This is a genomic window from Methylocella sp., from assembly GCF_044226135.1.
Classification (GTDB): domain Bacteria; phylum Pseudomonadota; class Alphaproteobacteria; order Rhizobiales; family Beijerinckiaceae; genus Methylocapsa.
Genome location: NZ_JBGAHM010000006.1, coordinates 64,572 through 85,112, shown reverse-complemented (window position 1 = coordinate 85,112; position 20,541 = coordinate 64,572). Strand labels below are relative to the sequence as shown.

General features: G+C 68.2%; 24 protein-coding genes, 1 tRNA gene and 1 pseudogene. 9 read left to right on the top strand and 17 right to left on the bottom strand.

Annotation, left to right across the window (positions count from 1 at the left end; translation table 11 throughout):
* Positions 1-33: 33 nt before the first annotated feature.
* From rnhA to ACILRB_RS04870, 4 genes are all read right to left on the bottom strand, one after another.
* Positions 34-516: a ribonuclease HI gene (gene rnhA / locus ACILRB_RS04885; protein WP_395665178.1), complete on the bottom strand. Its 483-nt coding sequence runs from the start codon at positions 514-516 to the stop codon at positions 34-36.
* The gene (gene thrB / locus ACILRB_RS04880; protein WP_395665177.1) at positions 513-1,490 is read right to left on the bottom strand and encodes a homoserine kinase; all 978 of its coding nucleotides are present in this window, start codon (positions 1,488-1,490) and stop codon (positions 513-515) included. The genes rnhA and thrB overlap by 4 nt, the downstream gene beginning before the upstream one ends.
* A 117-nt stretch (positions 1,491-1,607) precedes the next feature.
* Positions 1,608-2,318, bottom strand: coding sequence for a DUF502 domain-containing protein (locus ACILRB_RS04875; protein ID WP_395665176.1), 711 nt, complete (start codon positions 2,316-2,318; stop codon positions 1,608-1,610).
* Positions 2,319-3,000: 682 nt separating this feature from the next.
* On the bottom strand, positions 3,001-3,411 hold the full coding sequence (locus ACILRB_RS04870) for a hypothetical protein (RefSeq protein WP_395665175.1): 411 nt from the start codon (positions 3,409-3,411) through the stop codon (positions 3,001-3,003).
* Between the two features lie 172 nt (positions 3,412-3,583).
* Here ACILRB_RS04870 and folE point away from each other — a divergent pair, with 172 nt between their 5' ends.
* On the top strand, positions 3,584-4,156 hold the full coding sequence (gene folE, locus ACILRB_RS04865; protein ID WP_395665174.1) for a GTP cyclohydrolase I FolE: 573 nt from the start codon (positions 3,584-3,586) through the stop codon (positions 4,154-4,156).
* 17 nt (positions 4,157-4,173) lie between these two features.
* Here folE and crcB read toward each other — a convergent pair whose 3' ends face one another.
* Positions 4,174-4,602 carry a fluoride efflux transporter CrcB gene (crcB, locus tag ACILRB_RS04860; RefSeq protein WP_395665173.1) on the bottom strand — a complete coding sequence of 143 codons (429 nt, stop codon included), beginning with the start codon at positions 4,600-4,602 and terminating at the stop codon, positions 4,174-4,176.
* Between the two features lie 170 nt (positions 4,603-4,772).
* On the opposite strand from crcB, the gene ACILRB_RS04855 reads away from it, so the two are divergent.
* Entirely contained in the window at positions 4,773-6,467 is a 1,695-nt protein-coding gene (locus tag ACILRB_RS04855; RefSeq protein WP_395665172.1) for an MFS transporter, read from the top strand.
* Between the two features lie 93 nt (positions 6,468-6,560).
* On the opposite strand, the gene ACILRB_RS04850 is transcribed toward ACILRB_RS04855, so the two are convergent.
* Positions 6,561-6,872 carry a hypothetical protein gene (locus tag ACILRB_RS04850; protein WP_395665171.1) on the bottom strand — a complete coding sequence of 104 codons (312 nt, stop codon included), beginning with the start codon at positions 6,870-6,872 and terminating at the stop codon, positions 6,561-6,563.
* 270 nt (positions 6,873-7,142) lie between these two features.
* Between ACILRB_RS04850 and ACILRB_RS04845 the strand changes: the two genes are divergently transcribed.
* Complete coding sequence (locus ACILRB_RS04845; RefSeq protein WP_395665170.1) at positions 7,143-8,225, top strand: aminotransferase class III-fold pyridoxal phosphate-dependent enzyme; 1,083 nt, start codon at positions 7,143-7,145, stop codon at positions 8,223-8,225.
* A gap of 33 nt (positions 8,226-8,258) precedes the next feature.
* Here ACILRB_RS04845 and fliQ read toward each other — a convergent pair whose 3' ends face one another.
* The 10 genes and pseudogenes from fliQ to ACILRB_RS04795 all read right to left on the bottom strand — a co-directional run bounded on the left by fliQ (position 8,259) and on the right by ACILRB_RS04795 (position 14,727).
* A complete protein-coding gene (fliQ, locus tag ACILRB_RS04840; protein ID WP_395665169.1) occupies positions 8,259-8,525 on the bottom strand; it encodes a flagellar biosynthesis protein FliQ in 267 nt (88 codons plus the stop codon).
* The gene (gene flgD / locus ACILRB_RS04835; RefSeq protein ID WP_395665168.1) at positions 8,525-8,920 is read right to left on the bottom strand and encodes a flagellar hook assembly protein FlgD; all 396 of its coding nucleotides are present in this window, start codon (positions 8,918-8,920) and stop codon (positions 8,525-8,527) included. The genes fliQ and flgD overlap by 1 nt, the downstream gene beginning before the upstream one ends.
* Before the next feature lie 14 nt (positions 8,921-8,934).
* Positions 8,935-9,345 carry a flagellar biosynthesis repressor FlbT gene (gene flbT / locus ACILRB_RS04830; protein ID WP_395665167.1) on the bottom strand — a complete coding sequence of 137 codons (411 nt, stop codon included), beginning with the start codon at positions 9,343-9,345 and terminating at the stop codon, positions 8,935-8,937.
* An 8-nt stretch (positions 9,346-9,353) separates the two neighbouring features.
* Complete coding sequence (gene flaF / locus ACILRB_RS04825) at positions 9,354-9,701, bottom strand: flagellar biosynthesis regulator FlaF (RefSeq protein WP_395665166.1); 348 nt, start codon at positions 9,699-9,701, stop codon at positions 9,354-9,356.
* Between the two features lie 119 nt (positions 9,702-9,820).
* A complete protein-coding gene (locus tag ACILRB_RS04820; RefSeq protein ID WP_395665165.1) occupies positions 9,821-10,855 on the bottom strand; it encodes a flagellar hook-associated family protein in 1,035 nt (344 codons plus the stop codon).
* A gap of 9 nt (positions 10,856-10,864) precedes the next feature.
* Positions 10,865-12,340, bottom strand: a complete 1,476-nt coding sequence (gene flgK / locus ACILRB_RS04815; protein WP_395665164.1) for a flagellar hook-associated protein FlgK — start codon at positions 12,338-12,340, stop codon at positions 10,865-10,867.
* 25 nt (positions 12,341-12,365) lie between these two features.
* Positions 12,366-13,598 (bottom strand): flagellar hook protein FlgE, encoded by a 1,233-nt coding sequence (locus ACILRB_RS04810; RefSeq protein ID WP_395665163.1) that lies wholly within the window; start codon positions 13,596-13,598, stop codon positions 12,366-12,368.
* Between the two features lie 269 nt (positions 13,599-13,867).
* Positions 13,868-14,266: a type II toxin-antitoxin system HicB family antitoxin gene (locus ACILRB_RS04805; protein ID WP_395665162.1), complete on the bottom strand. Its 399-nt coding sequence runs from the start codon at positions 14,264-14,266 to the stop codon at positions 13,868-13,870.
* 4 nt (positions 14,267-14,270) lie between these two features.
* A pseudogene (locus ACILRB_RS04800) lies at positions 14,271-14,458 on the bottom strand (type II toxin-antitoxin system HicA family toxin).
* Positions 14,459-14,651: 193 nt separating this feature from the next.
* Positions 14,652-14,727, bottom strand: a tRNA-Ala gene (locus ACILRB_RS04795).
* 322 nt (positions 14,728-15,049) lie between these two features.
* On the opposite strand from ACILRB_RS04795, the gene ACILRB_RS04790 reads away from it, so the two are divergent.
* Together ACILRB_RS04790 and ACILRB_RS04785 are read left to right on the top strand one after the other, a co-directional pair.
* Positions 15,050-15,340 (top strand): YggT family protein, encoded by a 291-nt coding sequence (locus ACILRB_RS04790; RefSeq protein WP_395665161.1) that lies wholly within the window; start codon positions 15,050-15,052, stop codon positions 15,338-15,340.
* A 21-nt stretch (positions 15,341-15,361) separates the two neighbouring features.
* On the top strand, positions 15,362-15,682 hold the full coding sequence (locus ACILRB_RS04785; RefSeq protein WP_395665160.1) for a DUF167 family protein: 321 nt from the start codon (positions 15,362-15,364) through the stop codon (positions 15,680-15,682).
* A gap of 66 nt (positions 15,683-15,748) precedes the next feature.
* Here ACILRB_RS04785 and ACILRB_RS04780 read toward each other — a convergent pair whose 3' ends face one another.
* On the bottom strand, positions 15,749-16,630 hold the full coding sequence (locus ACILRB_RS04780; protein WP_395665159.1) for a phospholipase: 882 nt from the start codon (positions 16,628-16,630) through the stop codon (positions 15,749-15,751).
* A 330-nt stretch (positions 16,631-16,960) separates the two neighbouring features.
* Between ACILRB_RS04780 and sdhC the strand changes: the two genes are divergently transcribed.
* From sdhC to ACILRB_RS04760, 4 genes are all read left to right on the top strand, one after another.
* Positions 16,961-17,371, top strand: coding sequence for a succinate dehydrogenase, cytochrome b556 subunit (gene sdhC / locus ACILRB_RS04775; protein ID WP_395665158.1), 411 nt, complete (start codon positions 16,961-16,963; stop codon positions 17,369-17,371).
* Between the two features lie 54 nt (positions 17,372-17,425).
* The gene (sdhD, locus tag ACILRB_RS04770; RefSeq protein ID WP_395665157.1) at positions 17,426-17,809 is read left to right on the top strand and encodes a succinate dehydrogenase, hydrophobic membrane anchor protein; all 384 of its coding nucleotides are present in this window, start codon (positions 17,426-17,428) and stop codon (positions 17,807-17,809) included.
* A gap of 78 nt (positions 17,810-17,887) precedes the next feature.
* Positions 17,888-19,723 (top strand): succinate dehydrogenase flavoprotein subunit, encoded by a 1,836-nt coding sequence (sdhA, locus tag ACILRB_RS04765; RefSeq protein ID WP_395665156.1) that lies wholly within the window; start codon positions 17,888-17,890, stop codon positions 19,721-19,723.
* A gap of 37 nt (positions 19,724-19,760) precedes the next feature.
* Positions 19,761-20,540 (top strand): succinate dehydrogenase iron-sulfur subunit, encoded by a 780-nt coding sequence (locus ACILRB_RS04760; RefSeq protein WP_395665155.1) that lies wholly within the window; start codon positions 19,761-19,763, stop codon positions 20,538-20,540.
* Position 20,541: the final 1 nt, after the last annotated feature.

Sequence of the window (20,541 nt, the reverse complement as noted above, 5' to 3'; positions counted from 1 at the left end):
GCCGCGCGGCGCTCAGGGGCGCGGCGGCTCCGCTCAGGGCGCGCGGCGCGTTTTTCGCGCAGCGAGGAACGGCGCCATGCCTTGCCGCGCCAGCTCGTCGGCGCGCTCGTTCATCGCGTCGCCGGCATGGCCCTTGACCCAGCGCCATTCGACCCGGTGCGGCGCGGCCGCGGCCTCGAGCCGCAGCCACAATTCGACGTTCTTCACGGGCTTCCTGTCGGCGGTGCGCCAGCCGTTGCGCTTCCATCCGGCGATCCACGAGGTGACGCCGCCCTTCAGATAGTTCGAGTCCGTGTGAAGCTCGACCACGCAGGGGCGGCTCAGCGCTTCGAGCGCCATGATCGCGGCCGTGAGCTCCATGCGGTTGTTGGTCGTGTCGGGCTCGCCGCCGGCCATCTCCTTGCGATGCGCGCCAAAGCTCAGGATCGCGCCCCAGCCGCCCGGCCCCGGATTGCCGGAGCAGGCGCCGTCGGTGAAGATCGTGACCGGCTTGCCGTCAGCCTGCGCCCCGCTCACGCGCCAGGCTCCAGCGCCAGGCCAAGGTCGGCCGGCCCGCACGCCTGCTGCAGAAATTCGAGCTTTCCGACATATTCAAGCGGGTTCTTCGGCGTCACCAGCGCCCCCGGCGGCACGTTGAGCCAGTCGACGAGCCGCGTCAGGGCGAAGCGCAGCGCCGCGCCGCGCGCGAGCACGGGGAGCGCGCGCGCCTCGGCCGCGCTCAGGGGACGCAGGGCGCGATAGGCGTCAAAGAAGGCCGTGGCCTTGGCGGCGTCGAAACGCCCCTCGGGCGAAAAGCACCAGGCGTTGAGGCACACGGCGAGGTCATAGGCGAGATAGTCGACGCAGGCGAAATAGAAGTCGATCAGGCCGGAAATCTCCGCCCCCAGGAACAGCACGTTGTCGGGAAAGAGATCGGCGTGGATCACGCCGCGCGGCAGACCCTCGGGCCAGTTGGCGGCAAGATAGGCGAGCTCCCGCGCGATCGTCGTCTGAAGCCCCGGGCTCAGGTCGTCGGCGCGCGCCGCCACGGGCGCAAACAGCTGCGGCCAGGCCGAAGGGCCGAGCGTGTTCTCGCGCACGCCCTTGAAATCGGCGGCGGCGAGGTGAAGCCGCGCGAGCGCGCGTCCAAGCTCGGCGCAGTCGCGCGCGTCGGGGCGGTCGCGGCACACGCCTTCAAGAAAGGTGACGATGGCGGCGGGACGCCCGTTGAGCTCTCCCAGCGCGCCGCCGGAGCGCATCGGCACCGGCTGCGGGCAGTCGAGCCCGCGCGCCGAAAGATGGTTCATGAGCCCGAGGAAGAACGGCAGGCACGCCGCGTCGACGCGTTTTTCGTAAAGCGTGAGGATATAGACGCCGGCTTCGGTGCGCAGGATGAAATTGGAGTTCTCGACGCCCTCGGCGACGCCCTTCAGCGCGCGCGCCCGGCCAAGATCGTAATGTTCGAGAAAGGCCGCGAGCTCCGCGTCCGAGACTTCTGTGTAGACGGCCATTCGCGTTCGTTGGGTGGGAGCGCGCCGAAAAGGCCCTGCGGAGGCCGGCGGCGCTTCTTCAGGAAAGCGCCTTGCTGTTAGAGAGAAGCGCGCCCAAGGTCAATTTGGCGGCTTCGCTCAGAGCGGCTTCGTCGCGGCGAGCGCCGCGAGGACGGCGGGCGGGTCCGGCTGGATGACGCCGCAGGACATGATCAGCTTGGCCGCGGCCTCGGGCGTCAGCGCGGTTTCGACCACCTCGCGCGCGGGCAGATAGAAAAAGAAGCCCGTCGTCGGATTGGGCGTGCAGGGCAGGAACACCGAGACATACGCCTCGCCGGCGACGAGATTTTCGACGACGCCCGGCCCGGGCGGCGAGGAGATGAAGACGAGCGACCAAGCGCCCCTCGCCGGGAACTCGATCATGCCGACCTTGCGGAAGCTCTGGCCGGATTGCGAGAACAGGGTTTCGAAAATCTGCTTCAGGCTCTTGTAGATCGAGCGCACGACCGGCATGCGGGCGAGCATCGCCTCGCCAAGCAGAAGAAAGCTGCGGCCGGCGATGTTGGTCGCGGCGAAGCCGAGCAGGGTGAGGCCCAGAAAGGCGAAGACGACGCCAAGCCCCGGCACGCGGAACGGCAGATAGGCGTCGGGCAGCGCCGTCGCGGGCAAAAGGCCGCGCACCGCCGCGTCGATCGCGTCGACGAACCACCAGACGATATAGGCCGTGACGGCGAGCGGCCCGGCGACGACGACGCCGGTCAGGAACCAGTTTCTCACCCTTGCGCCGAAGCCGCGTCCGGCGGCGCCCGGCCGCGCGTCAGTCTCGGAAAAAGGCGGGATCTGCGTCATGCGAAGCGAAGCCTTTGCCGCTGGAGCGCGGGATCGAGCCAGACCATCGGGCGGCGGCCTGACGGCGAAGCGTGGCGCGAAGCCCGGAACCTATAGCATGGGCCGCGCCAGAATGGCCAAGCGGAGGCTGGCGCGGACATCGCCGCCGGGCCGCCGCGGCATGCGCCGTCGCCCGCTTCAGGGTTGGCGGCGCGGCTGCGCGCAAACGCAGCATGATTTCTTGCGGCGCAGCATGAATAGTTCCATTTTGTTGTTTTTTTAGACGGCGCCGGCGCAAATCCTCGTGACAATCCGGCCCGCTTCGTCTATCAGAAACCTACGCTCAATGCGCGCGCGCCGCCTTGAATCGGCGCACTGTCCAAGTCCAGGGGGGACGCCGATTGCACGCCGTTCGGCGGCGTCATTTTATCTGTTCGCGGAAGCTTATCTGTTCGCAGAAGCGGCCAGGCGCGCAGTGGGAACAAGGGTCTAAAGCCGGACGAGGGCGGGAATGCGCGGCATTCTCGCCCTTTTCTGTCGCCGGTTCTGTCGCCAGGCTCCCTGTCCCCCGTCCTGGCCTTGTCCGCCGCCCCGCCCTTTTCGGGTTGCGCTTCTGCCTGGTCCGACGCCCGGGCGCGGCCGGCGCGAACGCGGCCGCCGCGGGCCCCGCGCTTCGCCCTTCAGGCCCGGCGCGGCGCGGCGCTCAATTCGCCGGCCCGGCCGGCTGCGGCGAACGCCGTTCGATCACGGGAACGGCCGGGCCGCCGCCCGTCCCGCCCTGGCTCCGCGACAGCGCGCCGGCCTCGTCATACATCTCGATGCAGGTCAGGATCTCGACATAGCTCGGCATGGGCGAGAGGCCCTGAGCGAGACATGTGTCGCGATTTTTCTGCGCGTAGCGGCTCCAGTTGCGGCGCAGCGTCGTCGCCGCCACGTTCTCATCCTGCATGCAGCCCTTGTAGGCGAGGCTGGCGTCGACTCCGCCGCCGAGCTTGGCGGCGGCGCGGCAGGTCACGCCGACGTCGAAATTCGGCGGGCTGTCGGCCGCGGCGCCCTGGGCCGCGAGTCCGAGAATCAGGGCCGCGCCGGCGGCGGGCAGGCTTCGAGTTCTCATGCGTGACCCCGCGCGAATCGTCGGGGCTCGCCCCCGCGCGCCCGCAATCTGAACCGCCGGCGCCATATGCGCAAGGCGAAGCCGCCGTGCGCATATGGCGCCGGCGTCGTTTCGGGCATTGTCGGGGGCCGGGCCCGTGTCGGGCGCGAAGACGAATCAGGGAGACGCCCCAATGGCCAAACCGACCGAGTCCGACGCCGAAGCCGCCGTGCGCGTGCTGATCGAATGGGCCGGCGACGATCCCGACCGCGAAGGCCTCGTCGACACGCCGCGCCGCGTCGCGCGCTCCTACCGCGAGCTGTTCAGGGGCTACGAAGAAGACCCGCGCTCCTATCTCGCGCGCACCTTCGAGGAGGTCGGCGGCTATGACGAGCTTGTCGTGCTGCGCGACATCCGCGTCGTCAGCTTCTGCGAGCACCACATGCTGCCGGTGGTCGGCCGCGCCCATGTCGGCTATCTGCCGACGCGCCGCGTCGTCGGCATTTCAAAGCTCGCCCGGGTGGTGCACGGCTTCGCACGGCGGCTCCAGATTCAGGAGAAGCTGACGGCGGACATCGCCGAGGCGATCACCGACATTCTCGAACCGCAGGGCGTGGGCGTCGTGATCGAGGCCGAACACAGCTGCATGACGCTGCGCGGCGTCAACACGCCGGGCTCGACCCTCATCACGAGCCGCCTCACCGGCGCGCTGCGCGAGGACCAGCGCACGCGCGAGGAATTTTTGCGGCTCGCCCGCGGCCCGTGACGGCCGGCGCGGCGGCCTCAGGCCTCCTCCTCGATCGCCGCCTGGGCGATCCGCGTTCCGCCGCCGAGCGCGCCGGCGCAGGCGTAGCCGAACGCGACCGCGGCGAGGCACGCCACGACCGACAGCGCGACATTGGCGAAGGCCCGCCACGGCGCCCCGAGGCGCAGGAGGTCGAAGGTTTGCAGGCTGAAGGACGAAAAGGTGGTGAAGCCGCCGCAAAACCCGACCATCATGAAGATCCGCGCGCCTTCAGGCGCCGGAAACCGTCCATGCGCCGTCGTCAGCGCGCCGAAGAAGCCGATGACGAAAGAGCCGGCGACATTGATGACGATGGTGCCGACGGGCATGCGCGCGCTCCATGGCGCCGCAAGCTCGGCGACGGCGTAGCGCGAAACGCTTCCAAGCGCGCCGCCGAGGGCGACGAGCAGGCAGTTCAGAAACGTCATGCCATGTTTCCTCGCCAGGATGAGGCCCTCATAGCACGAGACGCCGCATCCGTCCGCCGGACGCGTCGTCACGCCTCGCCCGGAGCGGCGATTGACAAACGCCCGCGCCGGCCATCTTCTGGCCGCAAGGGCGCAGAGCGGTCCGCGACCGCCGACAAGCCAGGGTCAACATGGCGATCGCGATCACATCGGGGGAGGCCGCCGCCGGCGCGCGCAAGATGTCGCCGAGCCAGAAGAAGCTCATTTTCGCCTCCTCGCTCGGCACCATCTTCGAATGGTATGATTTTTACCTCTATCTGTCGCTCGCCGGCGTCATGGGCCCGCATTTCTTCGGCCATATGCCGAAATGGGCGGCCGAGCTCTCGCTGATCGTCGCCGCGGTCAGCGGCTTTCTGGTGCGCCCCGTCGGCGCCCTGCTGTTCGGCCGCATGGGCGACCTCATCGGCCGCAAATACACGTTCCTGCTCACCATCCTCATCATGGGCGGCTCGACCTTCGTCGTCGGGCTGCTGCCGGGCTACGGGCTCATCGGCGCGGCGGCGCCCACGCTGCTCGTCGCCGCGCGCCTGCTGCAGGGGCTCGCCATGGGCGGCGAATATGGCGGCGCGGCGGCCTTCGTCGGCGAACATGCGCCGAACGCGCGGAGGGGCTTCTTCACCTCCTTCATCCAGTCCACGGCGACGCTCGGCCTGTTCTCCTCCCTCGTCGTCGTGCTCATGACGCGCTGGGCCTTCGGCGAGGACGCCTTCGCGCGTTATGGCTGGCGGCTGCCGTTTCTGCTCTCGGCGGGGCTGCTCGGCGTCTCGCTCTACATCCGCCTCCAGCTCAACGAATCGCCGGCCTTCGCGCTGCTCAAGGCCGAGGGCCTCGCCTCGCGCAAGCCGCTGCGCGACGCCTTCTGCCGCTGGCGCAATCTGCGCCTCGTCCTGATCGCCCTGTTCGGCCTCACCATGGGCCAGGGCGTGGTCTGGTACGCGGGCCAGGTCTATGCGCTGAATTTCATGCAGTCGGTGCTGCGCGTCGACGCCTTCACGGCCATGGTCCTGATGGCCTGGGCGATGGCGCTGGGCGCGGGCTTCTTCGTGCTGTCTGGCTGGGCGTCTGACCATATCGGCCGCAAGCCGATCCTGATGTTCGGCTGCCTCGCCTTCGCCTTCGGCGCGGCGCCGATCTTCGACCGGCTGGCCCATATCGCCAATCCGGCGCTGGCCAGGGCGCAGCGCGCGGTCGAAGTGTCCGTCGTCGCCGACCCGGCCGGCTGCGGGCGGCTGTTCAGCCTCGACGACAGGCGCCGTCCGACGACCTCCTGCGACATCGCCCGTGAGCTGCTGTCGACCCATTCGGCGAGCTTCACCCGGGTTCCGGGCCCGCCGGGCGCGCCGGCGCGCGTCAGGATCATGCGCGCGACCGAGGCGGGCGCGGCGCCGGCGCCGGTCGAGATCGTCGCCTTTTTCACGGCGCGCGTCCTGGCGGCGCTCGAGGCCGCCGGCTATCCGTCGCTGGGCGCGCCGACCGCAGTGCGCATCGCCCATCCGTTCGACGTGTTCCGCGCCCAGCCGGCCGAGATCATCGGCCTCCTGTTCATGCTGGTCCTGTTCGTGTCTCTGGTCTATGGGCCGCTGGCCGCGACGCTGGTCGAAATGTTCCAGACCCGGGTGCGCTATGTCTCGCTGTCCGTGCCCTATCACATCGGCAACGGATGGTTCGGCGGCGTGACGCCGGCGATCGCCTTCGCCATCACCGCGCATACGGGCGACCTTCTGGCCGGGCTCTGGTACCCGATGGCCGTCGCCGCGGCGACTTTCATCATCGGCGTGTTTTTGCTGCCCGAAACCAGAGGCCGCGACATCTACGCCGAAGACTGACCGGCGGCCGGGGCCGCCGGCGCCTCGCGACGGCTTTCGCAACGCCGGCCCTGTCGGATCCCGGAAAAACGCGCGGGCGGTCCGGGCCGACCGCTATTCGCAGACGCGCACGCGCTGATAGACGTAGGCGTAGCCGTCCCACACCGCCTGCGGCTCGGTCCAGCAGCGCGGCGGGGGCGGCGGCGGATAGTAGGACGGGCCATAATAGGGCGGCGGATAGGGGCGTGACTGGCTCGCGAGCGCGCCGCCGGCGAGCGCCCCGAGCGCCAGCCCGCCGATGAGGCCGGCGGCGGCCGCGCCGCCGTCGTCCGCCCGGGCCGGCGCGCCGGCCGAAGCGGCGAAAGCGGTCGCCGCGACGGCGGCGGCCATGGCCGCCCTGAACGCCTTGATGTCGAAAATGCGCATATGCTCCTCCGTGCGGCCGACTCCGCGCCGCTTTCGCGGCCGCCCCGCCGCCGCGGGCGTGAACGTCGCTCGCCGGCGCGACCGTCTTGCGGGCTTCCGCAGCTTCAGGCGTCGCGCCGGCCTGACGTTCAAAAGACGCGGCTTCTTCCCGCGCCATCGCGGCGAGATTAGGTCGAATCGCCTAAGAAAAAGTAGCCCCCGGCCGCGCCGCGCGTCGGTCAAAGGCCTCCGCCGCTTGCGAGACGCTTCGCCCGCCGATAGCCTTGCGCCATGTCAGGTCCGCCGCTCATTCCGCCGGAGGCTGACGCGGCCGGCCCGCCCGGCGCGGAGGGCCGCGCCACCGGCGGCCCCGCGGCCGCCCCGCCCCCATCGCCCGATTTTTCGGGCGCTCACGAGGCTTTCGCGCCGGAGGCGGGCGATCAGGGCGGCGCGCCAGACCTGTCCGCGCAGGCGCTCGCCGCGCGGCTGCCGTCCGTCTCCTTCGGAGATCGCGCCTTTCTCCTGTCGTCGCGACGCGCGGCTTTCGCCTTCGCGCTGGACCTCGTCCGCCGGCGCCAGCGCACGGCCGGCCGGGCGAAGCGGAGCCGCCTTCTCGTCTGCGCGCGCGCCGCGTCTCCGGCCGCCGTCCCGGACGGCCTCGACGGCGACGTCGAGATCCTGCGCATCGACGATCCCGACGCCGTGGAGGCGCAGATCACGCCGCGCGTCGCAGGCTTTCTGATCGCGCCGCTGCGCGCCGAGGAGGGGCTTGAAGCGGTGTCGGGCGATCTGCTCGCCAGCCTGCGCCAGGCCTGCGACGATTACGGACTGGCGCTCGTGTTTGACGAAAGCTTCTGCGGACTCGGCCGGTCCGGCATGATGTGGGCCTATGAATGGACCGGGGCGACGCCCGACATTCTTGTCTGCGGCGAAGGGCTCGCCGGCCCGCATGAGCTCGCGACGGTGATCGCGACGCAGAAATTCGCGCAAAACGCGGCGGCGCCGGCGTTCGAGCCGACGCCGGAAGCCCTGGCCTGCGCCCACGCCAAGCTCGACGCCCTGCTCTCGCCGGGCTTTCTGGAGCATGTGCAAAACCGCTCGTGGCGGCTTGAAGACCAGCTTGCGCTGATCGCGCGGCGCAGGCCGGATCTGTTCCGCGGCGTTCGCGGCCTTGGCCTGACGCAGGGGCTCCTGTGCGCCGGGCCGGCCCGACCGCTCGCCGAAAGGCTCCTCGAGCGCGGCCTGGCGACGCGCTCCGAGGGCGACGTGCTCGGCCTGATCGCGCCGCTGCGCGTCGAAGACGACGTCATCGACGCGGCGGCCGCGCTCATCGCCAGCGCTTTCCCGATCGGCTTCGACCCATGGGCCGCCTGACCCCGCCTGAAGCCGGAGCGCGGCCTTGAAGGCCTAAAAGCCTTTTTCGATGCGTGCATAGACATGCTCGGCGAAGGCGTAGATCTGGGCGCCCATGAACGGGCCTCCCACCGCGAGCACGACGAAGACGGCCACGATCTTCGGCACGAAGGTCAAGGTCGACTCCTGAACCTGCGTCAGCGCCTGAAACAGCGCCACGACAAGGCCAACGATCATGGCGGCGGCCACCGCCGGGCCACAGCCCACGATGATCGTCCAGATCGCGGAGCGAAGGAGTTCGAGCGCGTCGGCTTCATTCATCAGGCGCTGATCTTCACGCCGGAGCCAAGCTCGATTTCACCGCCGTTCGACAACACGGCCGTCGCCGTCCCCCCGCCGCCCGCGGTCACGGAGGCGATCACGCCGGACGTTTCGCCGTCCGCCGAAGTGGCCACGCGTCCGATCAGCGCGCCCGACTGAACCGACAACAGCGCGTCCAGCGCCGAATTGGTCTTGATCTGTTGTTCGACGGCCGAGAAAGACGCGAGCTGGCTCATATATTGAGTGGGATCGGTCGGGCTCGTCGGGTCCTGGTTCTGGATCTGGGCGATCAGCAATTTGAGAAACTGATTGTAGTCGACCGTGGCGGTCGCCGCAGCCGGCGTCGTTTGCGACGAAGAGGCGGCCGAACCGGCTGCGCTTACGCTGACGGACATGGAAACTCCTGTTCTCAAGCGGCCTGAATAGGCGACGCTGGCGCGGCGCCGCGAAGAATTTCGGCCTCCGCCGGGAAAAGCGCCCGAATGGCCTTCAACGCCTCGAACACCCTGCCCGCGTCGACATGCGCCTTCACGTTCTGGAGCCCCGCGCGAAGCATCCCATCGTCTGCGATCGACAACAGGCTTCGCATGGATTGCTCGAACATCTGCGCGGCCCTGTCGCTGTCGGTCGGATTCATGAGCATGATCTGCACAATGAAATAGAGCTGCCGCAGCGGCGTGACGGCGTCCTCCACCTTCATGACATGGGCCTCGAGCAGAAATGTCACGTCGTTCAGAAGTTCGATCGAAACCTTCCGGTCGGCGCGCAACACCGCGCCGTTGATGTAGATTTTCTCGCCCGCCCGAAGCGAAAGATGCATGATCGTCCTCACCGCAAACCATCGCGAATTGTCGCACAGACCTCGATGAGGCTTCGAAAGCCGTCGGGCCCGCCCGCACGCAGCCGATCGCTCTCGCGCAGGACCCAGATGCCGACCGAAATGAGGTCGCCTCGCAACGACTCCGGAAGGTCGTTGTCGGCGCTGGCGAGGTCCTCGAGCAGCGCCTTCCAGAGCCGGCAGACAAAATCGATCGCCTCGAGCGCCGTCGTCGAGCCTCGACCATCGGACTCCGCTCGCTTGAGCAGATCGATCGCATGATCGAACGCCATCCGCTCCCGTTCGCGGCATTCGGACGGAGCGTTCTCAAGTGCTTCGGCGTAGCTGGCCTGATACATCGTCTTCCATCGGCTTGGGCGTTGAGGATTTGCGCCGGGGCGCCCCCGGAGCCTTGCGGCGCGACACGGACGACGCAACCGGACAATCCGTCCTGGCGGCCGCGCCGTTTGACGCCGTTCTACAGATATTTCACCAGACTGAGCGACTGAAGTTGAGCCGTGAGCGCATATGAAGTTTCGATCTGCGTCTGGAGTTCGCTGACGCGCGCCTGCGCCGTGTAGGGATCGACGCTTTCGAGATCGACGATCTGCGTCGCCAGAATATTGGTCTGGAGCGAGATCTGGGCGTTGGCGCTCGTGATCGACGCCTGCGCGACGCCGAGCCCCGCGCGCACGTCCGAGAGTTTGTTCATGCCCGTCGAAATCAGTTCACGCGCCTTTGCGGTCACGGTTTGATAACTTTGCTGATTCATCGACTGAACGCCAAGGTCCGCGAGCATGGTGTAAGCCTGCGCAAGATCGCGAAACGCCTCGTGATTGGCGCTGACCGACGTCACGACGTCGCGGCCCGGAGCGATCGTGTTGACGATCGGCGTATCTGAGGCCGACGACCAGGCGCCGCTCCAGGCGCTTCCCTGAAACAGAGCCGAAAACTGCGTGTCGAGATAGGCGCCGAGCGCGTTCGCGTCGATGGTCGACGCGCCGTCCTGCGTGACCCCGAAGGTCGAAAGAAATGACGCGTCGACCGCGGCCTTGCCGCTCGAACCCGCAGCGAAATAATCGAAGATCGGCGCGGTCGCCGTGTCGATTCCGGCAAACAGCGCGTCTCCATTGTATCGCGTGTTGAGATTTGCGGTGAGGCGCTTCAACGCGTCGACCGCCTGATCATGAATCGTCGCGGCGTTTGTCGTCGACCCGTTCGACGACAGCAGCGCGTTCAGCATCGCCTGCGCGGAGGCGTCAAGGTCGCTCAGCTGATCTTGCGTCGTGTCGAGACGGCCGAGCGTGACGGCGTTGGCGCCGACGACGGAGTCGAGCAGATTTCGTTCCGATTGAAGCGACAGGCTTCGCCCCGTCCGCTCGGCGAGCGCGAGCCCCATGTCGGCATGCTTGCCGGCGACCTCGGTTTGCGCCGACCCGAGTTCCGTCTGCGCCCTCAGGACGGCCTGCCGCAAAGAGGCGGAGATGGATTGCGACGAAATGTAGGAGCTCATGAGAAAAGCCTAGATGCCGTTCAACAGGGATTTGAACATATCGTTGATCGCGCTCAGCAACTTCGCCGACGCCGTATAGGATTGCTCAAGGTCGAGCATCTTTGACATTTCATCGTTGATGTTCACGCCTGTGGCGTTGGACAGGGCGGTCGACGCGGCGCTGCGCACCGTCTCCTGATAGTCGGCGGCGTCGGTCGCCGAGGCGCGCGCGGACTGCAGCCAGCTCGCGGCGGCCGCGGCGTAGTCTCCGACGCTGGCGCTGGTTGTGATCTCCCCTCCCGCCGGGAAGCTTCGCACGCTGGCGAGCGCGTCTGAAAGCTGCGAAATCCTGCCGACGTAACTCGCAGCGCCTGTGGCGTTGTAGGTGTAGAGCGACCCCGCCGGATCGGATATGCCGCCATCGCGCAGCAGGTTGACGTCGCCGCCCTGCGTTGGATCGACCGTCGCATTGACGACGATCGACGCCGCGAGCCCTGTGGAGGATGACGGCATCGCGCTCGCGCCAAAAGTCGTGAAGAGGCCCGGCCGGTCCGGCCCGCCTCCGCTCTGGGCGCTCTCGCGAAACGTCTCGATCAGGGCGGCGGCGATATTGTCGAGCTGCGCCTGGCTGGAGACGGCGACCTCGTCACGCGCCTTCGCGAGGCCCGCGATCTTGCCCGACGTCGCCGGCATCGCCGCCGAAACGCCGGTGACCGCGACGCCGTCGACATACACCTGCCGTCCGACGGTGGAGGCGACATAAGTTTCTGTGGGAACGAAGGTCACGGCGCGCGCGCGCCCGCCCTGGAACAGGGTGGCGCCGCCGTCGGCGTAGATCGACATGCCGCCGTCAGCGTCGAGCGTCGTCGTCACGCCGATGTCCGAGGAAAGCTGCTTGAGGATCGCGTCGCGCTGGTCCTGAAGATCGCCGACGTCGCGGCTGGAGGCGAGGCCCTTGACGATTTTGTCGTCGACTTCGCCGAAACGCGCGAGGAGGTCGTTCACGTCGGCGACGGCGGAGGCGATGTCCTGATCCGTCGACTGTCGCAGCTTCTGCACGTCGTCCGACGCCTCGTTGAGGCGGCGCGCGAGCTCTTCGGCCGCGGAGACGACGTTTCCGGCGGCCGTCGCGTCGCTTGGCGTCGCCGAATAATATTGGAGCGCGCCGGAGAGATTTCCGATCAGCGTCGTCAGCGTTCCCGACTGCGCGTCTTCGCTTGAGACGCTTCCCATCGCCTGCGAAAGCGTCTCGAGCGACGCCTTCGTCGCGTCCTGCGCCGCGCTCGCCGCCGTGGCGGCGAGCAGGTTTTCAAAAACCGCGCGGTTCGACGCGCGGCTGACGGAGACGACCTGCGATCCATAGGCGGTCGACGCGACGTTCGCGGATTTGCGCGAATAGTAAGCCGTGTCCGACGCGCCGGAGACGTTTCTGGACAGCGTCGCGATCTCGGTCGTGACCGAAGCAAGGCCCGACTGCGTGATCGCTGCGGCGTTCGACAGACTCATGACGACGACTCCGACGCAGGCGAGTTTATTTCAACATGTTGTTGAGTTGCGACATCAGCTCGGAGCCGGTCTGAAAGACCTTCGAATTCGACTCATAGGCGCGCTGCGCGACGATCATGTTGGTCAACTGCGTCGCGAGATCGACCGTTGAACCTTCAAGTCGTTCCGACTGGATGAGGCCGAAGCCGTCATGCCCCGGATCGCCGACGAAAATGTCGCCCGATTGCGCGTTCTGACGAAACACGTCTCCCGCCAGGGGCGTGAGATTGTCGACGCTCGGCGCGCTCGCCAGTGGAATCTTGTAGAGGTCCTTTTGCGCGCCGCTGGCGTAGACGGCGGTCAACACGCCGTCGGTTCCGACGCTCACGCTCTCGACCGCGCTCGGCGCGGCTCCATTGGTCTTCGACGACGCCGAGAAGTTTGAGGCGAGTTGCGTCGAGCCCGCAAGATCAAGGGTCAGCGCCTGGCCTCCGGGCACGTTCAGCGACAGGCTCGTCGCGCCTGTCAGACTTCCGTCGGCCGCGCTGAAATTCAGCGTCTGGGTTGCGAGCGCCGCCGTCGAGTAGGGAAACCCGCCGCCAGAGGCCGCGGACGCGGCGTCATAGACCGACGCCTCCCAGCTGTTGTCGGCGGTCTTCGTGTAATAGACGTCAAGTTTGACGGCCGCGCCCAGATTGTCATAGGCGACCACCGAGGTTTTCGACGTGTAGGTCGAGGTGGCCAGATTGTCGCTCGGCAGATCGCCGGCGACCGCCGTCGCCTCCGAATTCAGGTTGGTCTTGAGCGCGCCCGTGGTCGACGGCGTGGATTGCGGCGAGCCAGCGGCGACGTTGACCGGCGTCAGCGCGCCAAGCCCCGTCGCGCCTGACGCGGCGTCGTAGCCCATCAGGGTGAAACCCGCGGCGTTGACGAGGTCGCCGCCCGAACTGGGCGTGAAATTTCCGGCTCGCGTCAGAAAGATCGCGCCATTCGCGTCGCTCACAAGAAAGAAGCCCGAGCCCTGAACGGCGAGGTCGGTCGCCGACGTCGAGGATTTGAGGTTTCCCTGCTCCGCGATGTTGTAGCGCACGAACGTCGCCACGCCCGACGCGTCATAGCTCGATCGGCCGCGCTGTTCGATGAGATTCAGGAATTCCGTCGAGGCCTGCTTGTAGCCCGTGGTGTCGGAGTTCGCGATATTGTCGGATACGGTCGATAATTTGTTGGCTTGAGCCGCCATGCCTGAGACGCTTGCGGTCAGGGCGCTGAAAAGACTCATTGGGGTTCTCCTCGCTCGGCGCATGACCATAGGCCTGCGGACCTTGCGCGAGGCTTGACCGGCGCCGGCGGTCGCACAGATCCCGAACGGGAAGGCGCGCCATGACCTGCATCCTCGATCTTCTCGTCGCCAACCGCGCGCAGGCGCGCAGCGGGCCGCGCATCGTCGCTGGCGACAGCGTCGCCACGGTCCATGTCCATGACGCGATCGGGCCGAGCGTCAGAGGCACAGGGCGCGGCTGCGGCTCTATAGCTGAGAGCGGCGCCCAATCACCGGACGACGCGAATCGCGTCCTTCGCCGCCTTGACCAGAAAACCCGAGCGGGTCATGCCCTCGCGCTCGGCGTGACGGTCGATCTCGCCGAGGACGTCCTCGGGAATCGTGACATTGACGCGGACCGCCTTCGCCGCGCCGCCTGGCGCGGGAACAAGGAAAGCGACGGCGTCGCGGTTCTCGCGGTCGCTCATGACGGCCTCGAGAGACGAGGGCTCGGGAAACGCCTCGCCGTCTTCCGCCAGCCCTTCAAGATGCAGGGCGAGCGCCTCCTGCGCCATCGCGCGGGCCTCGTCGAGGTCGCGGCCGGCCGTGACGCAGCCCGGCAGATCCGGGAACGAAACCCCGTAATCGCTGCCGGCGTCCTTGTGAATGAGGGCGATGTACTGGCGCATGGCCTTACCTCAACTTCAGGCCGGCTTGCTTCTCGACGCTTTTCAGCGTCCCGATCGGAAGGTCAGGTTCGGATGCGGGACCGTCACGCGGCCCGGCTTCGTCGGGTGCCTGAACTGAACGTGATCGCCCTTTTGCGCGACGCGAAACCAGCCGTCGGCCTCCAGGGCGGCGATGACGAGCCGGCTATGCATATGCGCATAGATACACACGACGGGAGCGGAAGCAATGGGCGAGCGTCGCCGCCGGAACCGATTTCAAGCGGCGGCGCGAGGCGCAGGAACTGAATATCTGAGGGAGCCGGCGCAGCTTGTCGCCTTGCTTCCCCCCTGCTTCCCCGACGGTCCGGCGGGCCTTCCACCAAGTCGTCTAAGTCTTTGATTTCCTTGGTGGAGCTGAGGGGAATCGAACCCCTGACCTCTGCAGTGCGATTGCAGCGCTCTCCCATCTGAGCTACAGCCCCGGCCCGCCGCTGTTTACGCGACTGCGCGGCGTGGCGCAAGGGGATGTCCCGCGCTTCTTGCGTTCGCCTCGCCGCCTCCAGCCGACGGTTGCCAGCCGGGCTCAAGCCGCTTAAATCGAAGCGGCTTTCGCATGCGGCTCGTCGGGAGCGCGCCGCTTCGCCGCGCCGGACCGACGCAAGGGACGGCGGCGCAAGAGGCTGACGGCGGACCGCATTCGCCAGGCCGCGGCGTCGCAGGTTCGGCGCGCCGTTCATCGCTCGCACGGCCGCCGCGGCGGGGCGATCAGCCTTCCGCGTCGGGCGCCCCGATTCTGGAGTTTCAATGCGCGCTCTTCTCGACGTCGTCCTGTTCGCCCTCGATCTCTATGTTTACGTCGTGATCGCGGCGGTGATCATTTCCTGGCTGGTCGCCTTCAACGTCATCAACACTTACAATGACGTGGTGCGCGCCATCGTCAACGGCGTCGCCGCCCTGACCGAGCCTGTGCTGCGGCCGATCCGCCAGGCGCTGCCCAACCTCGGCGGCCTCGACATTTCGCCGATCATCCTGTTTCTGCTGATCTATCTGATCCAGCGCATCATCATTCAGTATATTTATCCAAACGTCATCTGACGCCGCGCCGACGCCCGCCCGATGTCGGCGCAGCCTTTCGTCGTGCGGCATGGCGCCGTCGCGCTCGCGGTGCGGCTGACCCCGAAAGCCGCGCGCGACGAGATCGAGGGCGCGGCCGTGCTCGCCGACGGGCGCGCCGTGCTGAAGGCGCGGGTGCGCGCCCTGCCGCAGGACGGCGAGGCCAACGCCGCCGTGATCAGGCTTCTGGCCAAGGCGCTGAAGCTTCCGGCCTCGTCCATCCATCTCGAATCGGGCGCGACGTCGCGCGTGAAGATCTTCATTCTCGACGGCGACCCAGAGCGTCTGGCGCCGGCGCTCGCCGCAGTCTGCGCGCCGGCGTGAGCGGCCCGTCGTCCGCCGGGCGCGTGAGCGTCGCCGCCCGGGCCTGACGTCCGGGCGCGGGACTCGTCACCGCGCGACGCCGCGGAAAAAATCGAGGATGAGCTTCGACCCGACGACGTCGGCGGCCTGCGCCCCGGACGGCGGCGCGTCATGCGCCGGGGGCGGGTCGTTTTCGACGCGGGCGAAGGCGAGCGGCGCCTTGCAGCCTTCGAGCCGGTCGAGCACGACCTTCCAGCCGTCGCGCGGGTCGCGGTCGGGCGGCAGCGTCACGGCGCGACCGTCGCCGCAGGCCGAGACGCGCGCGAACACGGCGAGCGCGGCTTCGGGCGCGAGCGCCTCGGCCGCGCCTTTGGCCGGAGCCTCCCGCGGCGCGCTGGCCGCGCCGATCAGCATCAGCGCCGGCGCCTTCGAGGGCTTGCAGGCGGCGGCGAGGTCGGGCGGCATGGCGCCGCTCGCCGCATAGGCCGCGAAAGGCGCGTTCGCCGAACAGGCGAGGCGATAGGCCGGAGCCGCGCCGTCGCCGATCCCGACGATGAAGATCCGGCGGCGGTCGACGCCGCCCGCGCGCACGAGCCGCCCGACGAGATCGCGGACGAAGCCTGCGTCCCGCTCGGCCTCCGCTCCCTTGCCGAAGGCCCAGCGCGCCCCCGCGGGGTCGGGATAGACCAGCGTCGCGCCGGCCCAGCGGCGCATCTCGTCGAGGCCGAAGAGCCGTCCGCGCCGCGGCGCGCGGTCGCGCGCGGAGGCGCGCAGAATCACGACGAGCGGCCGCGGCGCCTGCTTGAGGCGGCGCTGCTGCAGGAGCAGCGCCGTGCGCGTCGCGCCGCCCGACTGGATGGCGATTCGGCCCGACGCGGCCTCGGCCTGGAACAGGCCCGCCGGCGCGAGAAGGGCCGGCGCGGCCGTCAGCGCGGCGGCGGCCATAAACGCCGCGACGAGACGGCGCAAGGCCGGGCTCCCGCCTGCTCGCAGGCCGGCGGCGCGCCGGTTCGCTGTTTCGTCGTGCGGTGAAAAAGGCATGGCGAACACTCGACGAGGACGGACGAAGACGCGCGGCCGCGGGGCGGCCGGAACCCGTCCATTTTCGAATCCCGACGCCGCCAAGGTCAACCGCCGGCGATTTTCTTAGAAGACTTATTAGACCGTTTCTCGCGACGGCGTTAACCCCCGCGCCGGCCCCGACATAGCCGCTTTAGCCTAGCCATATCGTTTGCGGGCGGCTGCGCTTTGGGATATGGGAGGGCGAAACCCGCCTCACGACGATCGGATGTTGTCTTCATGACCGAAGTCGAGCTCAAATCCGGCCGGCCGGCCAGCCGTCCGCTGTCGCCGCATCTTCAGATTTACCGCCCGACCATGACGATGACGATGTCGATCGTGCATCGCATCACCGGCGCGGCGCTGTATTTCGGCATGCTGCTGCTCGCCTTCGTCCTGATCTCGGCGGCGGGCGGCCCCGCGAGCTTCGCCCCGGCCGCGGCCTTCGCCAATTCGATCCTCGGCAAGCTGATCCTGTTCGGCTTCACTTGGGCGCTTTTCCATCACATGCTCGGCGGCGTGCGCCACCTCCTGTGGGACATGGGCTGGGGCCTCGACCATCCGCAGCGCGAATGGCTCGCCTGGGGTACGCTGATTGGCGGAATTGCGCTCGCCGCGCTCACATGGATATGCGTGGGCCTGCGCGTCTGACCCGGCGCTTGCCAGCGCCTTCCGATTCCGCGACTTTCCGGAGCCTTTCCCGCCATGGCGCATGACGCATCCACCTCCCGCCGCTCCAGGGGCTTCCTCGGCTCGGCCAAGTCCGGCGCCGCCGCGGCCTGGGCCATGCACGTCACCTCCGTCGCCCTGCTGGTCCTGACCTTCTTTTTCGTGGGGACCGTGCTCTCCTTCGTCGGGCAGGACTGGGCCGGCGTCAAAGCCGTGGTCTCGCATCCGCTGGCCGCCGTCGTGCTGATCCTGTTCACGCTGGCCGGCTGCTGGCACATGAAGCTCGGCATGCAGTCGATCATCGACGACTACGTCCACGCGCCGCACGCCAAGGAATGGGCGCTCGTCGGCAATTTCTGCTTCAGCGCGGCCCTTGGCCTCGCCACCGTTTTCGCGATCATCAAGCTGAGCCTCGCATAAGGCGCGCAGCCGGCCGCGCGCTGTTGAGGCGCCGCGGCCCCGCGCCAAAGAGGCCAATTCATCGGAAAGGCGACTAGCATGGCGGACGGCAAGGCGAACGGCGCGGCGGGACCGGGACGACTCGGCGCGGCCTATCCGATCACCGACCACACCTTCGACGTGATCGTGGTCGGGGCCGGCGGCGCGGGCCTGCGCGCCACCGTCGGCTGCTCGCAGGCGGGCCTGCGCACCGCCTGCGTCACCAAGGTGTTTCCGACGCGCTCGCACACCGTCGCCGCCCAGGGCGGCGTCGCCGCCTCGCTCGCCAACATGGGGCCGGACAACTGGAAATGGCACATGTACGACACCGTCAAGGGGTCGGACTGGCTCGGCGATCAGGACGCCATCGAATATCTCACCCGCAACGCGCCCGCCGCCGTCTATGAGCTCGAGCACTGGGGCGTGCCCTTCTCGCGCACCGAGGACGGCAAGATCTATCAGCGCCCCTTCGGCGGCATGACCACCGACTACGGCAAGGGCCCGCCGGCGCAGCGCACCTGCGCCGCCGCCGACCGCACCGGCCACGCCATGCTGCACACGCTGTACGGCCAGGCGCTGCGCTACAACACCGAATTCTTCATCGAATATTTCGCCATCGACCTGATCATGGAGGACGGCCGCTGCCGCGGCGTCGTCTGCCTGAAGCTCGACGACGGCACCATCCACCGTTTCCGCGCCCAGCTGGTGATTCTCGCCACCGGCGGCTACGGCCGCGCCTATTTCTCGGCGACCTCGGCGCATACCTGCACCGGCGACGGCAACGCCATGGTGCTGCGCGCCGGCCTGCCGCTGCAGGACATGGAGTTCGTGCAGTTCCACCCGACCGGCATCTATGGCGCCGGCTGCCTGATCACCGAGGGCGCGCGCGGCGAGGGCGGCTACCTCACCAACGGCGCCGGCGAGCGCTTCATGGAGCGCTACGCGCCCTCCGTGAAGGACCTCGCGCCGCGCGACATGGTCTCGCGCGCCATGACCATGGAGATCCGCGAGGGCCGCGGCGTCGGCAAGGGCAAGGACCACATCTTCCTGCACCTCGACCATCTCGACCCGAAGATCCTGCACGAGCGCCTGCCCGGCATCTCGGAAAGCGCCAAGATCTTCGCCGGCGTCGACGTGACCCGCCAGCCGATCCCCGTGCTGCCGACGGTCCATTACAACATGGGCGGCATCCCCACGAATTATCACGGCGAGGTCGTCATCAAGAGGGACGGCGACCCGGACGTCATCGTCCCCGGCCTGATGGCGCTCGGCGAGGCCGCCTGCGTCTCCGTCCATGGCGCGAACCGGCTCGGCTCGAACTCGCTGATCGACCTCGTGGTGTTCGGCCGCGCCGCCGGCATCCGCGCCGCCGAGATCGTCACGGCGGGGGCGAAGCAGCCCGAGCTTCCGGCCGATTCCGCCGAGCAGTCGCTCTCGCGCCTCGACGGCATGCGCCACGCCAAGGGCTCGATCCCGACCGCCGAACTGCGCGGGCGCATGCAGCGCGTGATGCAGAACCATTGCGCCGTCTACCGCACCGGCGAGGTGCTGGAGGAAGGCTCGAAGCTGATCCATGACGTCTGGGCCGCGAAGGACCAGATCGGCGTCACCGACCGCTCGCTGATCTGGAACTCGGACCTCGTCGAATCGCTCGAATTCGACAATCTGATCATCCAGGCCGTCGTCACCATGGACGGCGCCGTCAACCGCACGGAGTCGCGCGGCGCCCACGCCCGCGAGGATTATCCGAACCGCGACGACGTCAACTGGATGAAGCACACGCTGGCGACGGTCGACCCGCAGGCCCTCTCGGTCTCGATCGACTATCGCCCGGTGCACAGCTACACCATGACCAACGAGATGCAGTACATCGAGCCGAAGGCGCGCGTGTACTAAGGGCGTCAGCCCCTTCCGTCCGACACCGGGAACGCCAATGGTTGAATTCGCCCTGCCCCAGAACTCGCGCGTCACGACCGGCAAGAGCTGGCCGAAGCCCGAAGGCGCGACGCGGCTGACCCAGTTCAACGTCTACCGCTGGAGCCCCGACGACGGTCGGAATCCGCGCGTCGACACCTATTACGTCGACCGCGACGACTGCGGCCCGATGGTCCTCGACGCGATCATCTGGATCAAGTCCAAGATCGATCCGACGCTGACCTTCCGCCGCTCCTGCCGCGAGGGCATCTGCGGCTCCTGCGCGATGAACATCGACGGCGCCAACACGCTCGCCTGCACCAAGGCGATCGACGACGTGAAGGGCGTCGTGAGGATCTATCCGCTGCCGCATATGGAGGTGGTGAAGGATCTCGTTCCCGACCTCACCCGCTTCTACGCCCAGCACGCCTCGATCCAGCCCTGGCTGCAGACCACCTCGCCGACGCCGGAGAAGGAATGGCGCCAGGCGCCCGCCGACCGCGCCAAGCTCGATGGGCTCTATGAGTGCATCCTGTGCGCCTGCTGCTCGACCTCCTGCCCGAGCTACTGGTGGAACGGCGACCGCTACCTCGGCCCCGCGGCGCTGCTGCAGGCCTATCGCTGGCTGATCGACTCGCGCGACGAGGCGACGAGCGGACGGCTCGACAATGTCGAGGATCCGTTCAAGCTCTATCGCTGCCACACCATCATGAACTGCGCCAAGACCTGCCCCAAGGGGCTCAACCCGGCCAAGGCGATCGCCAACATCAAGACCATGATGATCGAGCGCCAGATCTAGG